Below are 25,350 nucleotides of genomic sequence, written 5' to 3'. Positions count from 1 at the left end.
TGGTGAAAATATTATTAGTGAATCTGCTTTGCATTGAGCTGGTCGACCAATGCCTTGGCGGCCGCCCTGCTTGCAAGGTTCAGAGCATTGCGGGTTGCGACGTCATCGTCCGGGCCCAGCCCAGCAAACTGAACCGGGCCGACCGAGGCCACCTTTCTCGGCAACATTTGCCTGATATCCCAAACCTGCCCGCGCACCGAGACATACACACGCTTGTTGCCGGACACGGGATCCGTGTCCTGAACACCGACATCGATCGTGCCCGTTGCGAACAGGAAAGCTCCACACTGCCGCGAAGCGTTAATGACCGAACGACGTGTTTGCGGGCTCATATCGTCGCTCGCACTGAACTCCTTCATGACAATCGACCGGTCGACGCCTCCGCAGTTGGTCGCGACATCGTCATAAGAGGCGACCTCGAACCCTGACGTGTCGAGCACGTCGCTCATCGCAGCCGTGACGTCCTCCGGACTAGTCACTTCATAAGTGACCAGCGATCGCTTTCGCTCGACTGAGCCGCCGTACGTCGTTTCTTCGATGTCCGAGTTCTTGCTGCCGCTTGCCTCGGTGTCGTCGGAGTCGACGGCTTTCTCCATGGACGCTTTCGAGGAGTCAATTTTTGTGACCTTGGCGACCCGCGGGTCAAACGTCTTCGCCTTCGTCGCTTCCCGGGCCAAAAAGAGGAAGACGAGCGTACTTCCTGACCCTGTACCCTGTCGGGATGCGACCGACGTCGAATCCAGAATCGAATCGACCGCCGTTTCGTTAACCTCGGCCCGCACGACCATGTTCAGCGTATGAGTTCCCGCGTCGACCTGCTGGTCGACGATCGCCAGATTTTTTACGAATTCATCGATATTTCCGACGAATTTTTCCTTGTTCACCAGGTAGATCTTCATCTTCGCGTCATTGAACCTGGCCGTATATAAATCCCATGCGGCCAGCTTTGCCGCATGGAGTGCTGCGGCGTTGGACGATGCATCGGGCGTGCCGGCGAAAAGGCCTGTCGAATAGGGGACGACGACCTTCCCCCGAATTTGCGCAACACCGGCAAACGCAGTCTGGGATGCGGCCATCAACAACACAAGCGCGGCCCCGATGTTCCGGCACATAACAAGCCGGTTCTTTTTGCTTACATGCATTTTTTGATCACCTCTTTGAACCCCGCTAACTGCGTATCGATGTCCGGCGCTTTTGTCATCTCTGCGAGTGCTTGCGCATCGCGCTTGGAAATTTGTTCGGCGAGCACATTGAACAACTCCCGCAAACTGGTCTGATATCCCTGCCAAGGATCGGGCAAGATTGCGGCGGACTTATCAAGCACCACATAATTCAAATTCTTGAAGTCTGCGTTGACGTATATTTTTTGTAGATCGGGCTGCTGAACTTCCAACGTGATGAAGGACCCGAAGACATATTGGTCGGTCGCATTCGTCTCCACCTTCGCGGTCCTGAAGGCTCGAAGGCGGATATCGATCGTAAAGTCCGGTTTTGGCAAGGTCAGGTCGTAACTGTCGCCATTCGCGAAGCGTGTGACCATCTTCCCCGCGATCGCCTGCCCCGGTGTGTAGGGAAGGAGTCCGATATTTTGTATGGACGCGAGGCTGTATTCGAACGTCTGTGCCACCTGCGTCGCGTAGGCGTCGTTTTTCTTGAGGGCGTCTGGCACCAATGCTTCGGCTTCGGGTGCGATAGTGACACTTCGCACTGCAAGATGAGACGAATAGCTCTTGTTGATCTGGGTAACCGACAGCCTTCGTACCCATTCTGCGAAGATGTTTGCGCCGAAGCCAGGTTCCAGATAGATCCTTCTGAAAACAGCACGGTTCTCTTCGTCAGTCCGCCCAGGCACGCCCAGGTCCTGGTACTGAACCATGGCCGGAAAATCGGCCACGACCGTCTTCGTCTGAAAGTCGAAGACGAGCACATTCGCGATGACGCGATAGATATATAGATCCTGCGATCCCATCTTGTCATCTTCGACGCTCTCCTGATCAAGCGCAAAAGCAAGGGCGGTCGCGTTGCCTGAGCCGCTGTCGCCCAGGTCATACTTCAGCGTGATGTCGCTACGGGTCAACTCCTTTAGCTGCTTTCTGAGGGCTGCATCCAGTACGTTGACGCCGTCCTTATCCTTTTCATTTTGCAGCGCTTCAGCTGCCGGATAACGTTGCCGATTCTGAATGTTGTCACCCGCAAAAGAGAACCCGGCAAAGTACAGGTCCTGGGCGCCGGCGGCCGTGTAGGCTAAGCAGAAGGCCAACGGAACAAACAGCTTGAGCAACAGACGTTGAATACTGGGTCGCACGGGTGGAATCGGCCGGATCGGATCAGTTTTAGCCATGGTCGTTGCCTTCGGCAAGAGCCGGCGCGTCGTCACTGTTCCCTCAAAGAGCGACTTGATCGGTCGAAATCCGACCACCACGATAAAAACAAGCACTACCAATCCGATCACCCTGAACATGCCCGCTCCATTCGTATCTCAGACAACAATCAGTCGATGACGCCGTTGTCCCTAAGAAATCTTCTAATCGGTGGCAACAGTTCCGGCCCTGTCTCTGCCGGCGCGGTACGCCAATGCAATCCCGACATGGGAACCCGAAAATCGAAAACATTCTCACCATCACAAATCGCGGCTACGCTTTGTAGCCCACTAATTTCCAGCGATGCCGCGGCCGTCGGTGGGCGAACGACCCTCGCGAACGCGCGAAAGATTGCGTCCCTGGCCGCTTGCTCCGCGATGACGGATTGTGTTGATGTCGCCTCGGGCCCGTACCCGCGGCTCAACTCGCTTGCAGTGGTACGAAACTCGACCGATTTCCCCTTGAGTTCGTTGCCGATTCTTATCTGGCCAGCGGGAACCGTGTCAAAGCCGCTTTCATTGCATATGTCGGCGGCTTTTGAATTCGACGTTCCCGCGAAAAGCAAGGCTGATGTCAACGCGACCGACTTAAAAATCGTCTGCATGGGGGGTGGTTTGCTTGAAGGTAGACAATTGACCCGGCGGCGTACGATATTCCTCGGCGCCACTTCCTGCGCGTCCGGCACCCGACGTATCCGTGCCTGAACTGGATGGCGACGTGGACCGCGCGGAGACTGCCTGCGACTGCGCAGCGGCGGCCTGACTCTTGCAGCTGACACCGACCTCCACGGTTACCGTTTGCTGTTTCGGGTCTACCTCGCGCGATAGGATCTGGACCCCCGACAGAATCGCCTCGGCACTTGTGCTGCTGACCGACGCGATCATCCGTGTTGCCGACGAACTGGTGGCCTTTCCACCATCAGACGTGCTTTTTTGCGCATCCTCGCGGACCTTGGCGAGCGACTCTTGAGCCTTCTGCTTGCTGCTGTAGAACTTCGCCAACTCATTTCGAGCCTCTATCGAGCCCTCCTGCGTCGCTGCCTGCAGATCGGTACCCGTGTTGCCGTAGAGCGTTCCGACACCCGTGCAGGCAATACGCGCGTCGCACGAGTCCTTCGGCGGAACGAGATGGCAACCCGGAAAGCCGCCAAGGGGAACTTCTCCTCCAGTGTCTGCTGCACCGCTGGCCTGTTGCGCCAATGCGTGCGTCGCGAAGAGAATACTGAAAAGGACTGTTGTAGTTCTAGTGATTGTCATAAAGGGCTCTCAGGCGTCGTTCAAAGGGCTGGTTCAGTAATCGGATTCGCTCTGTTCGCTGCGTTCCTTGGCTTTTTTCGGGCCTGCCGCCATTCCCATATCCGCCGACATGGACTTGAACATGTCATCTGCGGATGCAGCGATTCGCCAGACTTGGTATTTCCTCGCCGCGACCTTGTGCGTATCAAGCGTCTGCTGCGTATCGAGCGTGGCCTGCGAGATGCGCGAATCGGTGTAAGTGATCGTCGCCGTTCCAACGTCCGCGCTCTTATATCCAAGAAATTCCTTGGTGTAGGGATCTCGCAGAGCGCCGTCGACTTCCTTGATCGAACACTTGTCGCCAACGTTGAAATAGTTCGAGCCTTGCGCGATGGTGAGCACGCCGCTGTCGTCGCCGACTACCAGTGGCGGATAAATCGTCTGCAATAGATCGCGTGAAAGCGTTTTGGCCATGGCCGCAAGGCGGTTGTGGATAGGAAACGTATCTGAGCTTTTCACGGTGAACGATTTCTGCTCCGCGAACTTGACCTGTCGGCTCGAATAATCGATGACCTGAATCTCCCCTCGAACCTGTGTCGCGCCGCTCTGCATCGGAGCCGAATTGATCGTCACGATGGCAAGGTCATCCGGCGCCACTCCGGATGACAGTCGGGCGAGATCCTCGATCTCGGTGCCGGAGCGAATCTTTGCCAATTGACGTCCAATCGCTTCGTTCTGTTGCCGGTCCAAGATCGCAAACTTGCGGCTTTCAACCAGATTGGCCGTGATGTCGTCGACCAGCGTGCCCGTCAGCTCGTCGGTGGGTGTATGCGAAGGAACCACCGCGAGCTTGATTCGATCGAGTTGCGCTGACTGTCTGAGCACGACGACACCCACCTGAACGGTCGACTGAAAGCCACCGTCGACAGAAACCGTCGAGATCGTTCGCCACGACTTCACGACCCCGTGCGTGGTCTCCTGTATGTCGTCGTTGATCGTTCTCGATTTTTGAGTCTGCTGGTCTGTCGAAGAAATCGATGAGCTTGTAAGTCGTTGGGACGATGCAATGCTTTCACCGTTGACCGAAGCGACGCCGTTCCTCACCGCGTCCACCGTGGCAGCCGCCGCATTCGTACCAAAGCCGCTCGAAGTCACGGACACGACTTCCAGTTGCCCAGCGTATGAGCTAGACAGGCCAAACAGGAAATACATCAAGGCCGCTATTCGGCCGACGAGTCGCAAACTTTTCAGCATTGTTTTGGTATTGTTATTGCCGCGTTTGTCTATCGTTATTAATGCGCTTGTCTACCAAGTCTCTTATGTATTTTGTTTAGATATTGGCGCAATGCAGACTACAGGACGCTTAACGGACGGTCCAGTCGATTTTTTATTATTTTTAATGTCCGTATAAACACCGATAGACCGCCTCTTATCACGCCATCGACCCCGCGCGTCTACCAAATATCTCCACAGGCGCTTTTTTTTAATTGCAGGTGCGGTTGGATACAGTTCAAAGCCGCTGAATTCGGGTTGATTCGATTTGAAATTCGATTCGTTAAACGCAACTGCAATGGCTCATGTTCAAAATAGGCTCACGCTCGCTGAAATTGACCAGAAATTCGCTTTATTTAACGATTTTTGCTCGCATTCCCTCGTGATCGATCGCAATGACGCCAGCTTGTTTACGTATACAGTACGATTGATCGCCACAATCGGTCAGGGAGTCATCGGGATAGGCCATGGGCGCTGAGATGATTCATAGCGCCTGAAATACGGTTTCCTGGCAAATTAGATCGAAAGCCTGGTGGCAATGTCGATCATCAAAATTTAGTATGCGAACGACCCTTGATTTCTTTAAAACGCTGAATCCTCAAGTTGTTTCCGCAGTAATTGCAGCCGTTGCAGCTGCGTTAGTTGGTCTCGGGTCCTTGTTTATACAATGACTGAAAACAGTTTCCGGTTGTGAATCAAGAGGCTTTTCACCTCCATCATCTGGTAACCGCCAGACGTTCCCAGAATACTTTAGAAGCTGATACCTAACGATAGCCGTGTCTTAACGGAGTTATTCCACAGAGGGTGGCATTGCGAGCCGTCACTAAAGAGTTCGACTCATATAAAGTGGTCCATCAAGACGCTCGCGGCGACTTTCCGGTTCTTCCAGAAGAGGCCATGGATGCGCGACTGTAATATGCGCAAGGCCCCCGGATCGAGCGAATTGAAGGTCAGCGTAACCGCGGGTCGCGATCCTTCTCCATCCATGTGAACGATCTCATCGTACGCAGGGAATCCATACTTCACCAAAAATTCCTGAACCTCGTCGTCGGAGGTACCAGGTTCAATGTTTCCCAATATCAGACGCACCATTTTGCGCTCCTGTCATTTACGAATACGCACCGTTTCTCGACGTTTACGGCCGACCTGCGGACATCGCTCGGTTGAATTGCATTTGCGGCGTCAGCCACCTGCCTCAAAAGGTATGCGCACGCCGACCAATGACAGCCGAGATGTCCCGCGACCAGGCTGCCCATGGAGTTTTCGTTGACGGGTAGAACGTTCTGGCTTCATGGATCATGGCCGAGCGTGAAGGCAGCTATTTTCTGCGCGCATTATCGGACGAAGGTTCGCGCGATCTGGCTACTGAAAGAGTCAGAATTTCTCCGCTATATACTTAAACGGATAGTCCGGTTCTTCATAACCCTCCGGCTTTTGCCGCTTGGGCAAAGCCACTTTCTTGCGCGGCGTGGCTTCATAGGGAATCTTGTGGAGTAGATCGCTGATGATATTGAGCCGCGCACGTCGTTTGTCATTCGAATTAGCCACGAACCACGGAGCAATCGGGCTATCGGACGCGCTGAACATCGCGTTACGCGCACGCGAATAGTCATACCATCGGCCATAGGACTTCAGATCCATGTCGGACAGTTTCCACACCTTGCGCCCGTCGTGGATGCGCGCCTCGAGGCGCCGAGTCTGCTCCTCGTCACTGACCTCCAGCCAGTATTTGAGCAGGATGATTCCGGATTCGACGATCGCCTGCTCGACCTGCGGCAGCATCTTCAAGAATTTCTCCGCGTCTTCCTCAGAGCAGAAACCCATCACCCGCTCGACTCCCGCGCGGTTGTACCAACTGCGGTCGAAGATCACCACTTCTCCCGCAGCCGGTAAATGCGGTAGATAGCGCTGCACGTACATCTGGCTTTTCTCGCGCTCGGTCGGCGCTGGTAATGCAACCACGCGAAATATGCGCGGGCTCACGCGCTCGGTAATCGCCTTGATGGTGCCACCCTTGCCTGCGCCGTCGCGTCCTTCGAAGACGATGCAGACTTTGCTACCCGTTCGCACCACCCACTCCTGGAGCTTAACCAGTTCAACGTGCAGCTCGCACAACGCTTTCCTGTACCCCTTGTACGACAAGGACTTGTCTTCTGGCGACCGGTCGTTCTTTGTCCCTGTCTTCGCCATGCCTTGTCTCCATGCACACGCCGACCTACGGTCTTTTCTAAAGATTCTTTCATGTTGGGATAACGTAGGCTGCAACCCGAAAAGCAGCAATAGGCCTTTGGTCCAATATCGTGACCACGTGGGGCGCCGTACGCTGAACGAATCGACTTTCCGGGATAGTGTCTTGATGAATAACACCATCAGGGAGCGAGCGGAAAATGTCTTCCAAGAGTTGGATCTACGCGGTGCTAGTGGCGTGTACGATCCGGACCTATGGACCGATGAATACGCGATGTTGAGTCGCCCCGGCGAGACGGCAATCCAGAGCGATCTGTTCTACGACTATCGAACCAATGTCGCGTCTTACCCGCAATGGCAGGCATGGCTTAGAAAGACGCAACCCAAGACACTCGTGATCTGGGGCCGTTACGATCCGTCGCAACCGGCCGCGGAAGCCCCCGCCTATGGGCGGGATTTGCCTCACGCGGAAATACACGTGATGGATGCCGGGCATTTCGCGCTAGATCTTGCGCCCGACGCAGATGCCATCGCTGCGTGGATGCGCGATTTTCTCGGGTGCAATGGGTTGTAGTGAGCGGCCTCCCGGTTTGGGCAATGGCACGATCACGCCACCGCATCCCCTCGTTCACAAAAATCATCAATCAAGGCCACGGCCCGGTGCTCAAGCGTACTGATTGCCATCAGAGGATCGATTTTCGCCCTGGGAATGGTCAATTCGCCGCCTAACGGCGCACCTTTCGTGCTATCGCCATCGATGCGTTCGATTGCGGCGCGACACACCCACTGAACGCCGAATTCATCCGCCGCCACATCCACACTCACTCGAAAGCCACGATGATCAAATGCCACAACCCCTCCCGACACACAACGAACTTAAGATTACTCGACGCTCAACGCGGCGAGACTAGCGAAAATCCTAGCACGACTCCCACAATCTCTTCAGCGAAGCCGGCAATCGTGGCGTACGAGCCGAGCGGGTTGCGCCGCACGGTATTGACGCCACGGATCGCCTACATGTTGTTCCTCGCAATATAAAATTGGGATAAATATGCAGAGGAGCAGTGGCAATAAATTGGATGCGGCAGGCGACTACTTATGCGCGCCCAGTTTCCCCAGACCATCCAACTCCGGCACGCCGCTGTTACGGTCGGCATAGGCAGCCTGGAAGCTAGGCCGAAGCTGCCAACGCTGCCAGAACGCATCCAGATGCTCGAAACGTTCATCCAGCGGGGTTGCGTTGACCGGAAACTTGGAAAAGGCGATCGCGGTGGCTAGCGTGATGTCCGAGAAGGTGGGCTCGTCCCCGCCGAGTATCCAGTTACGCCCGTCCGACAGATGCTGGTTGACCAAGCCTGCATGCGCAAGCGCCTCCTTGCGGCTATGTTCGCCCCAGGCGTGGTTGGTGGTCAGTTCGAGCTTCGGTCCGAGCCCTTGATGCAGGACATGGAACGCCGTGACGATGCGGTAGAGGATATGCACCCAGATGCGGTTATCCCACATGTTGTCGAGCCCCTGCTGCAACGGGGTCTCGCCCATGATCTTGCGCCCGGGGTAGGACTGGTCGAGATACCGCACGATGGCGGCGGCCTCGGAAATAAAGCTGCCATCGGCCAGTTCAAGGGTAGGTGTCTCGCCCCACGGGTTCATTTTCAGATGTCGCCATTGCCGTTGCTCACCGACCGGCGTCATATCGTAGATGCGCTCCTCGAACTGATCGGCAATACCTTTCTCGTGGAGGAACAGACGTAGGCGCTGCGGGTTCGGGAATGCCGAAGGCGAGGTGAAGAGGCGAAGTTTGCTTGTCATGATGGTAGTTCCTTTAGTTGGAGCGGATCGTGTGGCGAGCCTCAGCGAAGCGTGCCGGTTAGCTTGAAATCGGTCCTTTGCTCAAGCAGTGACTGCAGTGTATTGGCTTGTTTTATGATGATAAATAGGTATAAAATCATTTCATTTATTACATTTTGGAACAAGCTATGGCGTCGGTTGGCTCTATTCAGCTCGGAAGCATCGAGCAATTTTGCAAAGCAGCGGAGTTGGGCAGCTTCACTGCGACAGCAGAATTCTTCGGCGTCACGCCCGCGGCGGTCAGCCGATCAATCAGCAGGCTCGAACAGCGTCTAGGCGTGCGCCTATTTTCGCGAACAACGCGTAGCGTTAAGGTCACCAACGAGGGCGAGCTCTTTTGGAAGGAGTGTCAGTTAGCGCTGGAGCAGATCGCCGAGGCCGAACGCGCTGTCACCGGCGCGCAGATAGTGCCCAGTGGGCTGCTGCGTATCAGCGTCAGTGCAGCCTACGGAACGCATCGCTTGCTGCCCCTGATGCCGAGGTTCACCGAGGCGTATCCACAGATCGAAATCGAGCTGAGTATCTCGGACAAGATCATCGATTTTGTTGAGGAGGGGTTTGATCTCGCAATACGATTAGGCATTCAGCGTGACTCGCGGCTGGTGGCCTACAAGCTCGAGGACGCGTTTTTGGGCGTCTACGCTACGCCGGAATACCTGCTGAAAAAAGGCACGCCACGCACCCTCAATGACCTTGAGGCTCACGATTGCATTCAGTACGTGTCACCGAATACCGGTCGTCCGATGATCTGGTTGTTCCAGGGCGAGAAAGGCGAAGAGATCGAGTATCCGATTCGCAGCCGGATGCGAGTACTCAACGATGCGCTGGGTTGCATCGCATGGGTCAATGCTGGGGGAGGCCTATACCAGACCTACAATTTCGCGGCCGCCGATGCCGTGAAGCGTGGCGACCTTGTGGAAGTCCTTCACGATCATGGCGGGTGCGCCCGGCCATTCTCCATTTTGTATCCACAGAACCGCCATCTATCTGCAAAGGTCCGCGCATTCGTTGATTTTTTACGGTCGACCTTAAGCGTACTGCCTGCTCAATAGTTCGAAGGTCTCACAGCGGGGGGCGATTCACGGCGACCCAACGTTGAACAGAGGGTCTTTGCCACTGATGCGCGGCGTACTCAGCCAACCTTGCCGGCACCGTATCACCACTCAGGATGAGCCGGTTGAGCATTAGAGCAAGGTCGGTGTCTGCGATGCACCACTCGCCAAAGAGGTTCGGGGAGTGCTCGGTAAGCAATACCTCGCACGCAGAGAAAAGTTTTCTTGCCGCCGTCCGTGCTGCGTCAGATAGCGGCTCCGTGGGAGCGCCGTAAAATATCACCGCGGTGGAACGCTCTTGCCGGATGGGCATGAGATCGCTTCGCAGCCACGCTTGGACTTGACGTGCTCGAGCCCGACTAAGCGCATCTTTTGGGTATAACGAGGTGCCCTGGAAGACTTCGTCGAGGTACTCAGTTATTGCTGACGACTCGGACAAAGCGAAACTATCGTGAAGCAGCGTAGGTACACGCTGCGTGAGTGAGCTCGCTGCGTATCCAGGTTCGAGGTTTGCATTGTTGACCAGGTCGACGGTTACAAGCTCAAACGACAATCCCTTTTCGTGAAGGGCCACGAAGGCCGACATCGCATAGGGACTTGTAAATTGAGCGTCGGCATAAAGACGCAGACTCGTTGATTGCAAAGTAGGCTCCAGTTTGCTTACGCAAGGATAACGATTGTTAACGATTTGAGCATTGATGTCGACTGGCCGCGCACGCGACTGGACCACAGCGCTGGACCACGGCAAAAGCGTTGCCACGGTAAGATGCAGTGTCCCCCAGTTTCACGCACATCCGCAACAAAACCGACCTCAGCAATCCATATCCAAGGAAAATTCAGCATGCCGGCTTCCCGTCGCTTATTTGCGCGCACTCTAGCGCTAGGTCTATTCGGCCTCGGCATTTGTGGCTTCGCCGTGCTACGTCTGCCCACCGCCGAGGCAAGTCCCGCGCAGGCATTCGCGACGATACTCGCCGGTCCTCAACGCACCGACGCGGAACGTGCCCGCGACGCCTACCGGCATCCAGCGCAAACCTTGACGTTCTTCGGGATAAAGCCGAACCAGACCGTCATTGAAATCGAGCCCGGCGCCGGCTGGTACACCGAAATCCTCGCCCCTTACCTGCATGACACCGGCAAGCTATATGTCGCGCCGTACTTCTCCGACAGCGCCAAGCCGGAATCCGCAGGCAATAGACGCTATCGGGAAAAGCTTGCGCAAGATCCTGCTCTATATGGCAATGTGAAGATCGGCGCCCTGCGCGCGGGCCGGTTTTCCGACGTCGCGCCCGCGGGTAGCGTCGACTTGGTGGTCACGTTCCGCAATGTCCACAACTGGATGAAGGACGGCCATATCGACGATAACTTCAAGGCCTTTTACGCTGAGCTGAAACCCGGTGGCGTACTCGGCATAGAAGACCATCGGGCGAAGCCCGGAACGTCTGATCAGCAGATGATAGGCACCGGATATCTCACCGAAGCCTATGTGATCCAGCATGCCCGCGCTGCCGGCTTCACACTGGCCGGCTCCAGCGAAATCAACAGTAATCCGCGTGACACCAAAGATTATCCACACGGTGTGTGGACGCTGCCGCCGACACTGGTCGATGGCGATCAGGATCGCGCCAAATATCTGGCCATAGGCGAGTCCGACCGAATGACGCTGCGTTTTGTGAAGGCGGCAACTGCGCCCGGTACGACGAAATGATCTGTGGCGAATTTCCAATATCTACCCGCCGCCCGGCCGGACCGGTAGCACCGTCTTGTACTGCACACGCCGCAGGGTGATCGACGTGCTGACATCCCGGACACCATCGATAGTCGCGAGTCGCGTCATGACGAAACGTTCGATGCCTGCCATGTCGCTCGCAACCACGCGCACGATGTAATCGAACACACCAGTCATCAGATAACACTCCATCACCTCCTCGCAACTCAGGATGGCGCGCTCGAAAGCGGCTAGCTTATCCGCGGACTTCTCGATTGCGACCGACACGTAGGCATTGATCGGGAAACCCACCTTCTCCTGATCCAGAAGCGACACGTACTTTGTGATGACGCCCGCCTCCTCGAGCAAACGAATTCGCCGATAGAGCGGCGAAACGGAGATGTCGAGTGATTCGGCCAGATCCGCAGCCTTGACGTGAGCGTCACGCTGCAGCGCCTGCAAGATATCAACGTCAACGCGATCGAACATCATTAGCTTTTCCTACCAAATTTATTTGATAACTTAACTATTATTATCAATAAATGTGAAATTGTCAGCTCATTTTAGCCAATAACACCGACGCTAACTAGCTAAAATAATCTCGTGTCGCGCTGCAGCAAAGCAGCTAGGCGTGCTTGCACAGTACGCCGCAGACACGTATTTCAACTTCCCGAATGTCAAATTGCGGCGTCATCGTCGCTCGCTTTCGGGTGAGCGGATGACGCAAATAAATGGAGTAAACGTGGCTTTTTCAAATGGAAAACTGGACGGCAAAGTGGCTTTTGTCACAGGTGGCTCCCGCGGCATTGGAGCGGCAATTGCCAAGCGTCTCGCGAGCGAAGGCGCGGCCGTGTCGATAACCTACTCGAGCTCGAGCGATGATGCAGAGGGTGTCATCGGTGATATCGATCGACTGGGGGGGCGCGGCCTCGCAATCCGTGCGGACAGTGCGGACGAAGCAGCGCTGAAGACCGCGATCGGATCGACCGTGAAACGCTTCGGAGGACTGGATATTCTCGTGAACAACGCCGCGATGTTCCGTGTCGGGCTGATCGACGATTTTTCGCTGAAACATATCGATCAGATGCTGGCAATCAACGTCAAGAGTCTGTTCGTCGCCATCCAGGAATCGCTGCGCTTTATGAAGAAGGGCGGGAGGATCATCAACATTGGAAGCGTCAGCAGCGACTATATGCCGATTCCGGGCGTGTCCGTATACGCGGCGACAAAAGGCGCCGTAGCCAGCATGACGCGTGCGCTGGCGAGGGATCTCGGTAGCAGGGAAATTACGATCAACAACGTCCAGCCTGGCCGAATAGATACGCTGATGAATCCCGCCAACGGTCCGATGGCCGATCAGATCCGGAATTCGATCGCACTGGGCCGCTACGGATCAGGCGAAGATGTCGCGGGTCTTGTCACCTGGTTGGCCAGCCCGGAAGCGGCGTTTGTAACGGGTACGAGCTTGAAAGTCGATGGCGGGACGAGCGCTTGACGGTGGGCTTCGGGCCGGCGAACGTTCTCGGTATCCTGCGCAAACCACGCACTGATGCCCTACTCGTTCGCGGTGAAGCCCAAGGCTCCCGTATAAGCGTTGGCTATCCAAGGCAACAGCGCAGCGTGAATGTCTGCCGCCGCAGTCATCAGGCGCGACTGAGTCCGCCGTACAGCCCTTCTTCGAACGTCCCGTAAAGGTCCACGATACGCGGATCGTAGAAGGGCAGGACCTGGGTAAACACGGTCCCGGTGACCCGCCTGACCGGGTCGAGCCAGAAATAGCAGTTAAGGAGTCCTGCCCAACTGACGCTGCCGGCGCTGCGCCCATGTGGCCCAGGTTGCGTGTTGATGTCGAACGACAGCCCCCATTTGTGCGCCATTCCCGGAAACTGGTCGAAACTGTTCGACCAGGCTGGCTGCGCGGTTTTCATTTCCGTCACCTGCAGATCGCCGATCTGGTTTTGGAACATCGACGCCACAGTGCCGGCCCGCAGAATCCGCGCGTCCCTATAGGTGCCGCCGTGCAGAAGCATCTGCAGGAATGTCATGTAATCGCGTGGCGTACTGAACAACCCGCCGCCGCCCATGAAAAACTCGGGACGCTGGTTGATCTCAAACGGCTCAGGTTTGAGCGAGCCGTCCGGCTGGCGGTGAACCATCGTCGCCACCCGGCGCTTCTGCGCACTGCTGATCAGAAACCCAGTATTGCTCATCCCGAGTGGCGCGAAGATGTGCTCGCGCAAATAGACTTCGAGCGACAGGTCGCTAACGGCCTCCACGAGCTTGCCGGCCCAATCCATGCTGATGCCGTACTCCCAGCGATCACCCGGATCGAACTCGGGCGGCGCCTGAAAGGCCCCGTTCATCGAATAGGCGATGTCGGGCATGCCGGTCACCTTCTCATAGCGGCTGAGGTTTTCGCTCCAGACGCTGTAGGTGTAGCCCGACGTGTGGGTCAGGAGATGACGCACCGTGATCGGGCGTTTTGCCGGACGCAGCTTTGGCTGGCCAGCCGCATCGAAACCCTCCAGTACCTGGGGGGACCTAAGCTGGGGAAGGATATCGCCTGCGGGTTGATCCAGGTGCAACTTGCCCTGCTCGATGAGCTGCATGCAGGCTGTGGCAGTGATCGCCTTGGTCATCGACAGCAGCCAGAAGACGGTATCGGGCGTCATTTCCGTACCGGTATCAAGGTTGGCGTGGCCGAATGCCCCCTCGTAGATGAGCCCACGCTCTGTGGCTCCCATCGCCACCACGCCAGCTACCGTGCCGTTGTCGACGGCCTGCTGCAAGGAACGGTCTATCTTGGCATGAGCCGGGTTGCGAACCAGAACGCGGCCCGGCTCCTGAGCGGCCTGCGCGGCCCCCGCTCCGATGCCAGTCAATCCGCCCACAGCCGCAATGGCCAGGAAGCCGGATGCGCTCTTCAGCAAGTCGCGTCGGGTGAGTCGATCGGTCATTTTCTACTCCTGTGATGACGGGTATCCATGGCAATGTTCCTTGGTTGTCGAGGTTTAAACGTGCTGCTGGAATGCATTGTGGGGAACCGCGATCAGAAATAAAATGATATGAATGGCATTTGTTAGATGACAAATAGTTACCAATACGATCCTTCGATCGTGGCTGCAAATCGGCGCCGTCGTGGCGTGCTGTGTTAGCTTCGACTGAACTTCTTCAGACCATTAACTGACCGGAATGCATAGCGTATGAACTCGTCCAGCGAAAATCTCTCTAGCGGTATCAGCGTGTTTGCTGCCGTCGTCGATGCGGGGACGTTCGCCGCCGCCTCCGAACTGGTGGACATGTCACCGCCCGGAGTTAGCCGGGCAATTGCCCGACTCGAAAAGCGGCTGAAGATACGGCTCTTCAATCGAACGACTCGCGCCGTTTCTCTTACCGAAGAGGGCCGACGGTTCTACGAGCAAGTCATGCCACACTTAAGAGGCATGCAGGAAGCGGCCGACGCTGCGGCAGGAGGTACGGCGACCGCGCGCGGGAAACTGCGAATCAATCTGGATCCCGTTTTTTCGCGGATCATTCTGGGTGCCAAACTCGACGAATTCATGGATGCGCATCCTGAACTTGAACTCGAGTTCATTGCGAGAGATCAGCTCGGCGACCTCATCATGGATGGCTTCGATCTAGCCTTGCGATTCGGCGAACCGCGCTCATCCAGCCTTGTTGCGAGAAAGCTTCTGGACACCGCGATTGTCACGGTCGCAGCGCCCTCGTACGTCGCTCACCGTGGGCGGCCTGCGCAGCCTCAAGATCTGGGTCGCGGTGTGCACAGGTGCCTCGAATTCCGGAACCCGGAAACGGGAAAGCCGTTTGCGTGGGAGTTTCATCGCAAACGCAAAAGGCTGATTGTCGAAACGAACGGCCGGCTTACGGTGAATGATCCGAGCGCGCTCCTCAACGCATGTCTGGCCGGCTCCGGCGTTGCGCAGATGCTTATGTTGGGAGCCGAGCATTTGATTCGGGAGGGACGGCTCGTCAACCTTTTTCCTGACTGGCCGGATGAACGGTTCCCGCTCTATGCATACCATCCATCGCGGCACCATATGCCAGCTAAGACAAGGGTATTTCTCGACTTTATCGTCGCGTTGACGCGTGAGAGTTAGCAGGTCGGGACAAGTCCGCGGCCGTACGGCGTTAGCGCCATCGCGTGGTTTAAGTGAAGTATTTACGCATTCCTATTCATGCGCTCCGCTGCCTGCCTGTGTCCGTGAAACGTAGTCTGCAGGGGCGATCGCGGATTGTCTGAAATGGCGGGCGATGATATCGATCAACGCATCGCATGCCGGATTGGCGCGGCCGTCGGCACGATAGAGCGTGAGATCGACTTTGGGTAGCGGCGGAAAACTGTCGTCGCGCCCGAGCACACGCATCCCCGGTATCACTGAACTGGCGCCCACGGCGCTGACTGCGATTCCGCCCAGCACGGCAGCCTGGATACCGCTGAGACTCTCGCTGATACACACCAGCCGCCAACTACGGCCGACCTGGTCGAGAGCCGCCAGCGCGTGATCGCGAAAAATATTCCCAGGCGGCAGCATCGCCAACGGCAGAGGGTTCATCTGCTGCTGCGGACCTGATTCACCGGCGACCCAAACCAGAGGTTCTTGCGCCACCACCAGACCCTGCTTGAATGCCGGCATTCGGGTTACCAGGGCGACGTCGATTTCATCGCGGCTGATCGCCGTCATCAGACGGTTCGATAACGAGCATCGGATCTCGAGGTCGACATTGGGGTAGGCCAGGTTGAATGCAGAGAGGACAGGCGGCAGCACGTAAGCGGCGTACAAATCCGGGATGCCCAGAATGACCCTGCCCCCGAGCCTGGGCGCCTGCAAACGCGAAAGCACCTCTTTATTCAAATCGAGGATGGTGCGGCTATAACCGAGCAGAAGTTCGCCGTCCGCGGTGAGAACCGGCCTGCGTCCGACTGTGCTATATAACTTCGCGCCCACCAGTTGCTCGAGCCGTTGCAACTGCAAGGTGACGGCAGGCTGAGTGCGATTGACGCGCCTGGCCGTCTCCGAAACGCTGCCGGTTTCCACCAGCAGGATGAAAGTTTGCAGTAGACGCAGGTCCATCGGCTGTTGCATGCCCACCGCCAAAGTATAAGTTTAATTTATAGAGGGCATTTTTGCTTCTAAATGTACTTTTGTAAAGCGCTCCTCTACGATCGGGGCGATGTTGCAGTGCGGCGGTGAGTGAGGGCAGGTGATTAATCTCGTGTTGCGCTTATACATCCTCGCTTGTGCCTTGTTTTTTCCCCGCTTGTTCCTCACTTATATCCGTCTGTACGGACTTCGCCAGGGAGTTGACCGTGTCCAATATCACCCGCCGTTCATTACTGAAACGCGCTGCAGCGCTGTCGGTTGGCAGCATGATCGCCGCGCGCGGCTCGCCAGTGTTCGCGCAGGAAACCACGATCAAGGTCGGCACGCTCAAGCTGATTCACGGCATTACGCCGTATTTCTATTCGAAGTTTGCGCCGGCGGGCACCACGATCGAAGTGATCCCCTTCGAAAGTCCCACCGATGGCAAAGATGCCGTCGTAACCGGCACCGTCGATTTCGGCATATATGGTCTGGCCGCGGCAACGCTGGGCGCGGCGGCCGGGCAGCCGGGCAGCCGGTGGTGATAGTCGGGGCGGCGTGTAACCGCGGCATGGCGATCGTCGTGGCGGCCAACTCGAAAGCGGCGTCGATCAGTGATCTCAAAGGCAAGCGCGTCGGTATTTGGCCAGGCTCCACCCAGGAAGTGGTGTTCATGGACCGCTTGACCGCCGAAAAAATGACCCCGCACGATATCGAAGCGGTGCGCGTATCGTTCAGCGACATGGCGCCGGCATTGGCGCGCGGCGATCTGGACGCTTATGTCGGCGCGGAACCGGCAGCGGGCATCAGCTTGGCCAACGGCACCGGGCGCGTTTTGGAATATCCGTATTCGACGCCGACCGGCTCGCTGAACATGGTGTTGACCGCCAGCGAAACGATGCTTAAGACCGACCCGGCCCGCGTGCGCACCTTGCTGAAAATCCACCGTGCCGCCAGCGAATACGCGATGTCCGACAAGGACGCCTTCGTCACGATGGCGATGCAGCGCCTTGGACAGCAGCGCCGCTCGATCGAATTGGCTGCACCCAATGTCGAACTGACCTGGCGCATCGACGACCAGTTTGTTACGCAGGCCCGCTATTACGGTACGCAGATGTTGGCGCGCAAGCAAATCAGAGCGCTGCCGGATTACAACCGTTTTATTCCCACCACCGCGCTGAGTTCGCTCAGCGCCTAAGCGAGTATGTCCGTGAGTGAATCAACCGTGAGCGAGCTGCCGGTCTCGGTCAGTACCGCGCCCGTGGCGCCCGCGATCGCGGGTAAATCCGCGGCCAGTCGATCGCGCAACGTGGCGCTCGGCTTGATCGTGCCGATCTTGCTGCTTGGGCTGTGGTGGGCGCTGGTCGATTGTTCCGGCACGATGCTGATCCCGACGCCGAAAGACGTCGCGATCATGATGTGGGATTTCACGTTTGGCGGCGTGTACGACGACGCTTTCAGCGCCACCTTGCTGATGCACCTGTGGGCCTCCACGCGCAGGGTGTTCATGGGCTTCGGGCTGGCAGCGGTGACTGGCGTGCCCTTGGGTCTGATGCTCGGACGCTCTGCGCTATTGCGTACCCTGCTCGATCCGCTGCTCTCGCTGCTGCGGCCGATCCCGGTCACCGCGTGGTTGCCGCTGGCTATGATTTTCTTCGGGCTGGGTTCCAATTCGGCCGTGTTCCTGGTTTTCCTCGGCGCGTTCTATCCGATCATGCTCAACACCGTGTTCGGTGTGCGCTCGGTCGATGCGCGTTTGTTCGAGGCCGCCGCGATGCTGGGCTGCACCGGCACGGCGCAGTTTCGTTCCGTGACTTTGCGTGGCGCATTGCCGAGTATCTTCAACGGCTTGCGACTCGGCTTGTCGTTTGCCTGGATCTTGATCGTGGTAGGTGAAATGACCGGTGTGCAACTGGGGCTCGGCGCCGTCATCATGGATGCACGCACCCTGTCTCGCACCGATCTGGTCATTACCGGCATGATTTTTATCGGCCTTGCCGGATTCTTTTGCGATCGCGCGCTCGTGCTGATCAACAACCGTTTGATGCGCTGGAGCCCGCAACATCATGTCTGAGCAGAACATAGCTGCGTCTCGACAAAACGTTGATGCCCCTCAGCAAAACATCAGCGCACCTCAGCGCGCCAAGGTGCCGGCTTTGCAGCTCAGCGGCGTCAGCAAGATCTACCAGGCATCAAATGGACAGATCGAAGCGTTGAGCGACATCAACCTGACGGTGCCGCAGGGCCAATTCGTTTGTCTGCTCGGTGCGTCGGGCTGCGGCAAGTCGAGCTTGTTGCGCATGCTGGCCGGCTTCGAATCGCTCAGCGCCGGCAGCATCGGCACTTACGGCATGCCGGTCCAGGGACCGGGCCCGGACCGCGGCATGGTGTTCCAGGATTACGGCCTGTTTCCCTGGCTGACCGTACTCGAAAACATCGGTTTCGGCCCCAAGCATGCGGGACGCAGCCGCCGCGAAGTACGCGAGATTGCACAGAAATTTGTCGAGATGGTCGGCCTCGGCGGCTTTTCCGATCGTTATCCTGGCCAGCTATCGGGGGGCATGAAGCAACGCGTCGCGATCGCACGCGTGTTGGCAAACAACGGGCGCATCCTGTTGATGGACGAACCGTTCGGCGCACTCGATGCATTGACCCGCGCCAAGCTGCAGGAAGAGCTCCTCACGATCTGGCGCGAAACCCGCCTCACAGTGGTCTTCGTCACTCACTCGGTGGAAGAGGCGATTTTTCTCGCCGATCGCGTGGTGGTGATGAGTGCCGGGCCGGGCCGCATCGCCAGCGATATCGAGGTTGACTTGCCGCGTCCGCGAGACGTCTCGTCGGTCGAATTCAATGCGTTGCGCCGTGAGATCACGCAAGGCTTGTCCAGCCATCTCGCTCCGAAAAAACTCGACGCTGCCATGGTGAATGCATGAGCGATACAACGCAGTTTATTTCCTCCCCGACATCCGATGCCGTTGATGCCGTTTATCGCGGGATGGATCGCGAGGCCCTGACCAAGGCTTACGACAACAGTGGCGCCGTAAGCGACAGCCCGGCGTGGCTGCAACGTTGGCGTGAACGCAGCGAGGTGCTGCGGGCGAAGCCTGGTCATCCGCTCGATATTGCCTACGGCAGCGGCGAACGGCAGAAAATCGACTATTTCACTTGCGGTATTCCGCACGCGCCGCTGTTTGTGTTTCTGCACGGCGGATATTGGCAACGCAACAGCCGCGACATGTTCTCCTTCGTTGCCGAAGGCCCCATGGCCAGCGGCTTCGATGTTGCCGTCGTGGGTTATACCTTGGCGCCGCAAGCCGGGCTGCAACAAATCCTGGACGAATGCAGCTGGGCGCTCGATTTCCTGTTCGATCGTGCCGACGCGCTCACGTTGCGCTTCGATCCGCGCAACGTGATCGTCGGCGGCTGGTCCGCCGGTGGCCATCTGGCTGCGACACTATTGACCGGAGAGCACCGCATAAAAGGCGCGCTGTCGATCAGTGGGATCTTTGACCTGGAGCCGATCGCGTTGTGCGCGCTAAACGACAAGCTCGGCCTAAGCAGCGAAGAAGCGATGCGGCTGAGTCCACTGCACAGAATTGCGCCGTCGCAGCCGGCGCTCTACGCCGTGTACGGCGAAGACGAACTGGATGAGCTGCAAAGACAATCGATAGATTACGCACGGGCGGCGCTCGCGGCAGGGGCACATGTCCGGATCGAATCTATTGCGGGATGCAATCACTTTTCCATTCTTGATGAGCTTTATCGCACGGATGGAAGACTGGTCCGCTGTCTGCAGACGTTGAGTGGTCTTTGACAGCGATGATTTTGCAGCGCTCCCTGGCACAGTGCGCTGCTGGAGCGAGCGTAGCCTCGGCGGCGCAGCTCACGCGCTGCCGCGCGCGCACCGAAGTCGTAACTCGAGTTACTCATAAGCCAAAGCCCACCGATGTCCACGCAACCAGCACCGGTCGTCGGGTAAATTACCCGCACGATACAGTCGGGTGACAGCTTGCCAACCACCCTTGCGTAATGCAGCGTCGAGCGCCGCTTCCGACGCATCATCGCGGCCCCCTTCACACGGATAGATACCGACGCCGCAGACCCAATCGGCTAGATACCCTTCACCGTCGCGTTCGATTCGGAAGACCGCGCCATGAAGGGTCCTTTCCACCGTGAGGGGGAGTATCAGTCGGCCGCCGTCGTTGAGCCGATCCAACCAGTTCTCGGCCGGATGGGTTGCGCCCGCGTTGACGTAAATGACGTCTGCGTTTTCAAAGGGCATGGAGAATCCGTCGCCCTCGCGGACCTGCACATTCGCCGCGTTGGAGAAGTTCGAAGCCGCACGCCGAGCGAGCGTGGCGTCGAACTCGATGGCGGTTACTCTGCCAGTCGCACCCACAAGGTGAGCCATGATGGCCGTGTAATACCCGACACCCGCTCCGATATGAACAACATGGTCGCCGGGTCGAATGCCGGCACGCGTCATGAGCAGCGCATGGAAGGACGGCATACCGTTGTTGAGGCCGCGCTCAGGAACGATACCGATCAAAACATCGTAATAGAGGTGGACAGGATCGTCGTCGGGCGTTGGCGTGTAGCCGGTGTAGAGCAAGACAGGCCACGGCCCGGGGCCGAGATAGCGCTCCCGCTCGACAGCAGCGAACGCCGCTTCGACGCGTGGATCGTCGACCCCGGCCGCAGCCATGATCTGCTTCGCATAGGCGCGGCGGACGACGGCCAGCTCTTGTTCACGATTCATGTCGAGACCTACTTCCGCACTGGAGGCTGCGAACCAGACACTACTAGGCTACTACTTGCCTGTGCCTATTTTCAAGCTCCATCGCCGCGAACATCCACTGCGCCGACAATTGACCGACCGTTGTGGACGGCGGCCGTTGGTCGCAAGCCCGCGATGCACGCCTTCAACTCGATCCGCTTTTAGCTTTCGTGGCGGCTACACGGACGCGGGCATTCGCTTCGAATTTGGCTCGATGCGTAGAGAAAAAAGTACGTACGTTGCGAATATTTGAAGAGGCTCTAAACAGCCGGCGCGCGAGTTCGTCATATTCCGGCATGTCCGTCACATCCGCGACGACGATGAAATCCGGCCCAGGTGACACGCGATAACATTGGGTCACGACCGGTTCAGCGCAGATAAACGCTTCGAAGGCTTCGAGATCTTCCGTCGCCTGCCGGTCAAGGCTCACTTCGATTATCGCAATCAGTGTCGAGCCCATTTTTGCGTGATCGAGGATTGCAATTTGACGTTGAATGATCCCCGTTTCCGTCAGATTGCGCACCCTGCGCAGACAGGTGGGGGGTGACGCGTGCACGCGCGCCGCAAGCTCAACGTTCGAGATCGACGAATCGGTTTGCAGAATGCCCAAGATCCGCAGATCAAGATCATCGAGGTAGATTCCTGCCACTCGCGCCTCCACATGCCATTAATTATGAAATTAAATTTCATCACAACATTCTCATGGCGTCAAATTTCATTTTATCGAAAATTATGCAATTTAATTTCATATGAGTACCCCTACCATCAACACCGTTGGTTCCAAACGGGAACACTTATGGAGAGACGTTATGTGTGGAATTGTCGGGGCGGTCGCGCAACGCAACATCTTGCCGAACTTGGTTGACGGCCTTAAGCGCCTGGAATATCGCGGGTATGACTCATGTGGTGTTGCCGTGTATCACGATCGCCAGCTTGTCCGCGCCCGCAGCGTCGATCGCGTTGCGAAACTGGAGGACGAGATATCGAAGCTGGCCTTGTCTGGCGCTCTGTCCGCGTATACCGGCATCGCCCATACCCGTTGGGCGACACACGGGAAACCGGTTACCGCAAACGCTCATCCGCATTTTTCGCCAAACGCGGACTCGCCACGTATCGCGCTCTCCCACAACGGGATCATCGAAAATCATGAAGAACTGCGCGCAGACCTCCAGGCCCGCGGATATATCTTCGCCAGCCAGACCGATAGTGAAGTCATCGCGCACCTGATTGACCACCTGTATAACGGCGACCTGTTTGAGGCCGTGAAAGAGGCCGTCGCGCAACTGCGCGGAAGCTATGCGATTGCTGTGCTTTGTCGCGACGAACCGCATCGTCTCGTCGGCGCCCGAGATGGAATGCCCCTCGTGGTGGGTGTCGGCGAAGGCGAAAATTTCCTGGCCTCCGACGCCATTGCACTGACATCCCTCACGGATCAGATCGCGTACCTGGAAAACGGCGACGTGGTTGATCTTCAGCTTCATCGCTATTGGGTCGTCGATGCGGGTGGGCGCCGCGTCGAACGCCAGGTGCATACGGTAGCGGCGCATAGCGGGGCCGCGGACTTGGGCCTCTATCGCTATTACATGCAGAAGGAAATTTTCGAGCAGCCGCGCGCCGTTTCAGACACCTTGCAAGACGTCACCGCGATCATGCCGGAACTGTTCGGCGATGGTGCGTGGCGCGTGCTGAATTCCGTGGATTCAGTGCTACTCCTGGCTTGCGGAGGAAGTTTTCACGCAGCGCTGACAGCTAAGTATTGGATAGAAAGTCTCGCCCAGATTCCCGTGAACGTCGAGATCGCGAGCGAATATCGATATCGCGATAGTGTGCCGAATCCGAAAACCCTCGTCGTCGCTGTCTCCCAGAGCGGAGAAACAGCGGACGTTCTAGGCGCCTTGCACATCGCCAAAGAGCGAGGTATGCAGAATACGCTGGCGATCTGCAACGTACCCACTAGCGCACTCGCCCGTGAATGCGCACTGACGTTCTTTACACGTGCAGGTATCGAAATTGGCGTAGCTTCGACGAAGGCCTTTACGACGCAACTCGTCGCGCTGTTTTTGCTCGCCCTTACCCTGGCTCAAGCCCGGGGGCGCCTTAGCGAGCAGGAAGAACAGGAGCATCTTCGCGCGCTTCGGCATCTTCCGGATGCCATGACCAAAGTGCTGGCCCTGGAGCCGCAAATTATCGCTTGGGCGGAGCAACTGACCCGAAGGCAAAACATTCTATTTTTGGGGCGCGGCATGCACTATCCGATCGCCATGGAGGGGGCCCTGAAAATGAAGGAAATCTCATACATTCATGCTGAAGCGTATGCCGCGGGAGAGTTGAAACATGGTCCGCTCGCACTCGTGAGCAATGAAATGCCGGTGGTGGCCATTGCGCCTAACGATCGCTTACTTGAGAAACTCAAATCCAATATGCATGAGGTCAGTGCGCGCAGCGGGAAACTGTTTGTTTTTGCCGATAGCGACTGTGGCATAGCACCGAGTGCGGATGTGGAAGTTATCCGTCTCACGGAATACTACGGCGTGCTCTCGCCGATTTTGCACACGATCCCCATGCAGTTGCTCGCCTTCCACGCGGCGCTCGCGCGAGGAACCGACATCGACAAGCCGCGGAATCTGGCGAAATCGGTGACGGTCGAATAACAACCATCCTGCCATTACGCTCCCCCGCAAAGTTTCTTTTGCGGGAGCTGCGAGTTCGGCGTTATAGACCGGATAGTCCGTGTAGCCGACTATTGGTTCACGCCCGGGAACACGGTCTTCCAGTCTTCCTTCATATCGACTACGACCCATCCTTTGCTCGGCGCTTCATCGAGCGCCTTGTCGAGCTTACCCATCTTCGACGTGCGGTCGTATGCATACTCTCGTTGCGCATCGGTATGGTGAACGATGACGCCAAGGCGCGCACCCGGGCCAGCTGTGGTCCATTCCAGCATCTGAAGGTCCCCATCTGAATTGCCGAACGCGGCAATGGGCCGGCGCCCGATGACATGCTCGATTGAAACGGGCTTGCCAGGTCCGTCGTCGATGTTATCTATCTGTGGCAATCGCATAAGAATGGGCCGACCATCCACCACTGAATATTTGTATTTTGCGGTGCTGCCTATCACTTGCTCGGGTGGCACGCCGTAGACCCGCTCCGAGTAGTCACGAATAAACTCGACACCGCCGCCCGACACGATATAGGTTTTGAAGCCGTTGGACCGCATGTACTGGAGCACTTCGAGCATCGGCTGGTAGACCAGTTGCGTGTAGGGGCGTTTGAAGCGCGGGTCCTCGGCCTTGGCCATCCAGTCATGGACGATTGCTCGAAAATCGCTGGTGCTCATGCCGGCGTGCGTCGCGGCGAGGAGCTTGGCGGCTCCGGTTTCGCCGGTGGCAGCAACACCCTGCATGTCTCCAGCGAGGACCGAGCGAAAAGGCTCCTCCGTCTTCCATTCGGGATGCTGCGGGGCGAGGACGTGAATTCGTTGCAACGTGAAGACAAGTTGCACATAGGCAGGTTGCTCTAGCCACAGCGTTCCGTCGTTGTCAAAGACGGCGATGCGCTCGGGCGGCGGCACATAGTCCGGCGAGCCCGGTTTGGTAACGCGCGCGACAAAATCGATAATTGCTGTCTTGGCGGCCGTATCGTTCCACGAAGGGAGTGCCGTCGCCGGCATCGACATCGGCGCCTGTGCAGTCGCTTCAGACGTGCTCATGGCGGCAACGTTTGGAGAGGACGGCTTCGCGCAGGCCGCAAGAATGGCCGTCGCAAAAATCATGGCGCGTACGACGTTGATGTTGGTATCAAGCATGAAT

Annotated in this window: 27 protein-coding genes; 11 read left to right on the top strand and 16 right to left on the bottom strand. The window is 57.3% G+C overall.

Annotation, left to right across the window (positions count from 1 at the left end):
* Positions 1–14: 14 nt before the first annotated feature.
* From GSQ77_RS25150 to ppk2, 7 genes are all read right to left on the bottom strand, one after another.
* Positions 15–1,085: a hypothetical protein gene (locus tag GSQ77_RS25150; protein ID WP_158905909.1), complete on the bottom strand. Its 1,071-nt coding sequence runs from the start codon at positions 1,083–1,085 to the stop codon at positions 15–17.
* Between the two features lie 47 nt (positions 1,086–1,132).
* Positions 1,133–2,461 (bottom strand): hypothetical protein, encoded by a 1,329-nt coding sequence (locus GSQ77_RS25145; RefSeq protein ID WP_158905907.1) that lies wholly within the window; start codon positions 2,459–2,461, stop codon positions 1,133–1,135.
* A gap of 29 nt (positions 2,462–2,490) precedes the next feature.
* Positions 2,491–2,964 carry a hypothetical protein gene (locus GSQ77_RS25140; RefSeq protein ID WP_158905905.1) on the bottom strand — a complete coding sequence of 158 codons (474 nt, stop codon included), beginning with the start codon at positions 2,962–2,964 and terminating at the stop codon, positions 2,491–2,493.
* Positions 2,948–3,616 carry a hypothetical protein gene (locus GSQ77_RS25135; RefSeq protein WP_158905903.1) on the bottom strand — a complete coding sequence of 223 codons (669 nt, stop codon included), beginning with the start codon at positions 3,614–3,616 and terminating at the stop codon, positions 2,948–2,950. Before GSQ77_RS25135 ends, GSQ77_RS25140 begins: the two co-directional genes overlap by 17 nt.
* 33 nt (positions 3,617–3,649) lie before the next feature.
* On the bottom strand, positions 3,650–4,849 hold the full coding sequence (locus tag GSQ77_RS25130; RefSeq protein ID WP_158905901.1) for a hypothetical protein: 1,200 nt from the start codon (positions 4,847–4,849) through the stop codon (positions 3,650–3,652).
* A gap of 855 nt (positions 4,850–5,704) precedes the next feature.
* Positions 5,705–5,959: an RNA-binding protein gene (locus tag GSQ77_RS25125; protein WP_158905899.1), complete on the bottom strand. Its 255-nt coding sequence runs from the start codon at positions 5,957–5,959 to the stop codon at positions 5,705–5,707.
* Between the two features lie 282 nt (positions 5,960–6,241).
* Complete coding sequence (ppk2, locus tag GSQ77_RS25120) at positions 6,242–7,057, bottom strand: polyphosphate kinase 2 (protein WP_158905897.1); 816 nt, start codon at positions 7,055–7,057, stop codon at positions 6,242–6,244.
* On the opposite strand from ppk2, the gene GSQ77_RS30015 reads away from it, so the two are divergent.
* Positions 7,056–7,628: an alpha/beta fold hydrolase gene (locus GSQ77_RS30015; protein ID WP_367889692.1), complete on the top strand. Its 573-nt coding sequence runs from the start codon at positions 7,056–7,058 to the stop codon at positions 7,626–7,628. The genes ppk2 and GSQ77_RS30015 overlap by 2 nt on opposite strands.
* Positions 7,629–7,660: 32 nt before the next feature.
* On the opposite strand, the gene GSQ77_RS25110 is transcribed toward GSQ77_RS30015, so the two are convergent.
* Positions 7,661–7,906, bottom strand: coding sequence for a hypothetical protein (locus GSQ77_RS25110; protein WP_158905895.1), 246 nt, complete (start codon positions 7,904–7,906; stop codon positions 7,661–7,663).
* A 240-nt stretch (positions 7,907–8,146) separates the two neighbouring features.
* Positions 8,147–8,863, bottom strand: a complete 717-nt coding sequence (locus tag GSQ77_RS25105) for a glutathione S-transferase family protein (RefSeq protein ID WP_158905893.1) — start codon at positions 8,861–8,863, stop codon at positions 8,147–8,149.
* A 167-nt stretch (positions 8,864–9,030) separates the two neighbouring features.
* Here GSQ77_RS25105 and GSQ77_RS25100 point away from each other — a divergent pair, with 167 nt between their 5' ends.
* Positions 9,031–9,954, top strand: coding sequence for a LysR family transcriptional regulator (locus tag GSQ77_RS25100; RefSeq protein WP_158905891.1), 924 nt, complete (start codon positions 9,031–9,033; stop codon positions 9,952–9,954).
* Between the two features lie 10 nt (positions 9,955–9,964).
* Here GSQ77_RS25100 and yfcF read toward each other — a convergent pair whose 3' ends face one another.
* The gene (gene yfcF, locus GSQ77_RS25095) at positions 9,965–10,597 is read right to left on the bottom strand and encodes a glutathione transferase (protein WP_158905889.1); all 633 of its coding nucleotides are present in this window, start codon (positions 10,595–10,597) and stop codon (positions 9,965–9,967) included.
* A gap of 198 nt (positions 10,598–10,795) precedes the next feature.
* On the opposite strand from yfcF, the gene GSQ77_RS25090 reads away from it, so the two are divergent.
* Positions 10,796–11,662, top strand: coding sequence for a class I SAM-dependent methyltransferase (locus GSQ77_RS25090; protein ID WP_158905887.1), 867 nt, complete (start codon positions 10,796–10,798; stop codon positions 11,660–11,662).
* A gap of 21 nt (positions 11,663–11,683) precedes the next feature.
* Here the strand turns inward: GSQ77_RS25090 and GSQ77_RS25085 are convergent, their stop codons facing one another.
* Complete coding sequence (locus GSQ77_RS25085; protein ID WP_158905885.1) at positions 11,684–12,154, bottom strand: Lrp/AsnC family transcriptional regulator; 471 nt, start codon at positions 12,152–12,154, stop codon at positions 11,684–11,686.
* Between the two features lie 250 nt (positions 12,155–12,404).
* On the opposite strand from GSQ77_RS25085, the gene GSQ77_RS25080 reads away from it, so the two are divergent.
* Positions 12,405–13,157, top strand: coding sequence for a 3-oxoacyl-ACP reductase family protein (locus GSQ77_RS25080; protein ID WP_367889691.1), 753 nt, complete (start codon positions 12,405–12,407; stop codon positions 13,155–13,157).
* 148 nt (positions 13,158–13,305) lie between these two features.
* On the opposite strand, the gene GSQ77_RS25075 is transcribed toward GSQ77_RS25080, so the two are convergent.
* On the bottom strand, positions 13,306–14,619 hold the full coding sequence (locus tag GSQ77_RS25075; protein WP_158905881.1) for a serine hydrolase: 1,314 nt from the start codon (positions 14,617–14,619) through the stop codon (positions 13,306–13,308).
* 246 nt (positions 14,620–14,865) lie between these two features.
* On the opposite strand from GSQ77_RS25075, the gene GSQ77_RS25070 reads away from it, so the two are divergent.
* Positions 14,866–15,780 carry a LysR family transcriptional regulator gene (locus tag GSQ77_RS25070; RefSeq protein WP_158905879.1) on the top strand — a complete coding sequence of 305 codons (915 nt, stop codon included), beginning with the start codon at positions 14,866–14,868 and terminating at the stop codon, positions 15,778–15,780.
* Positions 15,781–15,852: 72 nt separating this feature from the next.
* Here GSQ77_RS25070 and GSQ77_RS25065 read toward each other — a convergent pair whose 3' ends face one another.
* Positions 15,853–16,767, bottom strand: coding sequence for a LysR substrate-binding domain-containing protein (locus GSQ77_RS25065; RefSeq protein WP_158905877.1), 915 nt, complete (start codon positions 16,765–16,767; stop codon positions 15,853–15,855).
* A gap of 224 nt (positions 16,768–16,991) precedes the next feature.
* On the opposite strand from GSQ77_RS25065, the gene GSQ77_RS29675 reads away from it, so the two are divergent.
* Genes GSQ77_RS29675 through GSQ77_RS25045 form a run of 5 tightly spaced genes read left to right on the top strand, consistent with a single transcriptional unit; the run spans position 16,992 to position 20,578 of the window.
* A complete protein-coding gene (locus GSQ77_RS29675) occupies positions 16,992–17,309 on the top strand; it encodes a hypothetical protein (RefSeq protein ID WP_254067779.1) in 318 nt (105 codons plus the stop codon).
* Positions 17,310–17,335: 26 nt separating this feature from the next.
* Positions 17,336–17,962 carry an ABC transporter substrate-binding protein gene (locus tag GSQ77_RS25060; RefSeq protein ID WP_254067778.1) on the top strand — a complete coding sequence of 209 codons (627 nt, stop codon included), beginning with the start codon at positions 17,336–17,338 and terminating at the stop codon, positions 17,960–17,962.
* A gap of 12 nt (positions 17,963–17,974) precedes the next feature.
* Complete coding sequence (locus tag GSQ77_RS25055) at positions 17,975–18,838, top strand: ABC transporter permease (protein ID WP_254067777.1); 864 nt, start codon at positions 17,975–17,977, stop codon at positions 18,836–18,838.
* Complete coding sequence (locus tag GSQ77_RS25050) at positions 18,831–19,697, top strand: ABC transporter ATP-binding protein (RefSeq protein ID WP_158905872.1); 867 nt, start codon at positions 18,831–18,833, stop codon at positions 19,695–19,697. Before GSQ77_RS25055 ends, GSQ77_RS25050 begins: the two co-directional genes overlap by 8 nt.
* A complete protein-coding gene (locus GSQ77_RS25045; protein ID WP_216854939.1) occupies positions 19,694–20,578 on the top strand; it encodes an alpha/beta hydrolase in 885 nt (294 codons plus the stop codon). Before GSQ77_RS25050 ends, GSQ77_RS25045 begins: the two co-directional genes overlap by 4 nt.
* A 108-nt stretch (positions 20,579–20,686) precedes the next feature.
* Here GSQ77_RS25045 and GSQ77_RS25040 read toward each other — a convergent pair whose 3' ends face one another.
* Positions 20,687–21,523 carry a protein-L-isoaspartate O-methyltransferase gene (locus GSQ77_RS25040; protein WP_158905870.1) on the bottom strand — a complete coding sequence of 279 codons (837 nt, stop codon included), beginning with the start codon at positions 21,521–21,523 and terminating at the stop codon, positions 20,687–20,689.
* A gap of 163 nt (positions 21,524–21,686) precedes the next feature.
* Complete coding sequence (locus tag GSQ77_RS25035; RefSeq protein ID WP_158905868.1) at positions 21,687–22,190, bottom strand: Lrp/AsnC family transcriptional regulator; 504 nt, start codon at positions 22,188–22,190, stop codon at positions 21,687–21,689.
* Positions 22,191–22,350: 160 nt separating this feature from the next.
* Here GSQ77_RS25035 and glmS point away from each other — a divergent pair, with 160 nt between their 5' ends.
* Complete coding sequence (glmS, locus tag GSQ77_RS25030; RefSeq protein ID WP_158905866.1) at positions 22,351–24,192, top strand: glutamine--fructose-6-phosphate transaminase (isomerizing); 1,842 nt, start codon at positions 22,351–22,353, stop codon at positions 24,190–24,192.
* A gap of 89 nt (positions 24,193–24,281) precedes the next feature.
* Here glmS and GSQ77_RS25025 read toward each other — a convergent pair whose 3' ends face one another.
* Positions 24,282–25,346 (bottom strand): HAD family phosphatase, encoded by a 1,065-nt coding sequence (locus GSQ77_RS25025; RefSeq protein WP_254067776.1) that lies wholly within the window; start codon positions 25,344–25,346, stop codon positions 24,282–24,284.
* Between the last annotated feature and the right edge of the window lie 4 nt (positions 25,347–25,350).

The organism is Burkholderia sp. L27(2015) (genome assembly GCF_009765705.1).
In the GTDB taxonomy this organism is placed as follows: domain Bacteria; phylum Pseudomonadota; class Gammaproteobacteria; order Burkholderiales; family Burkholderiaceae; genus LMUX01.
Note: the sequence above shows the minus strand (reverse complement) of the source record. Positions and strands in the feature narration are given on the sequence as shown.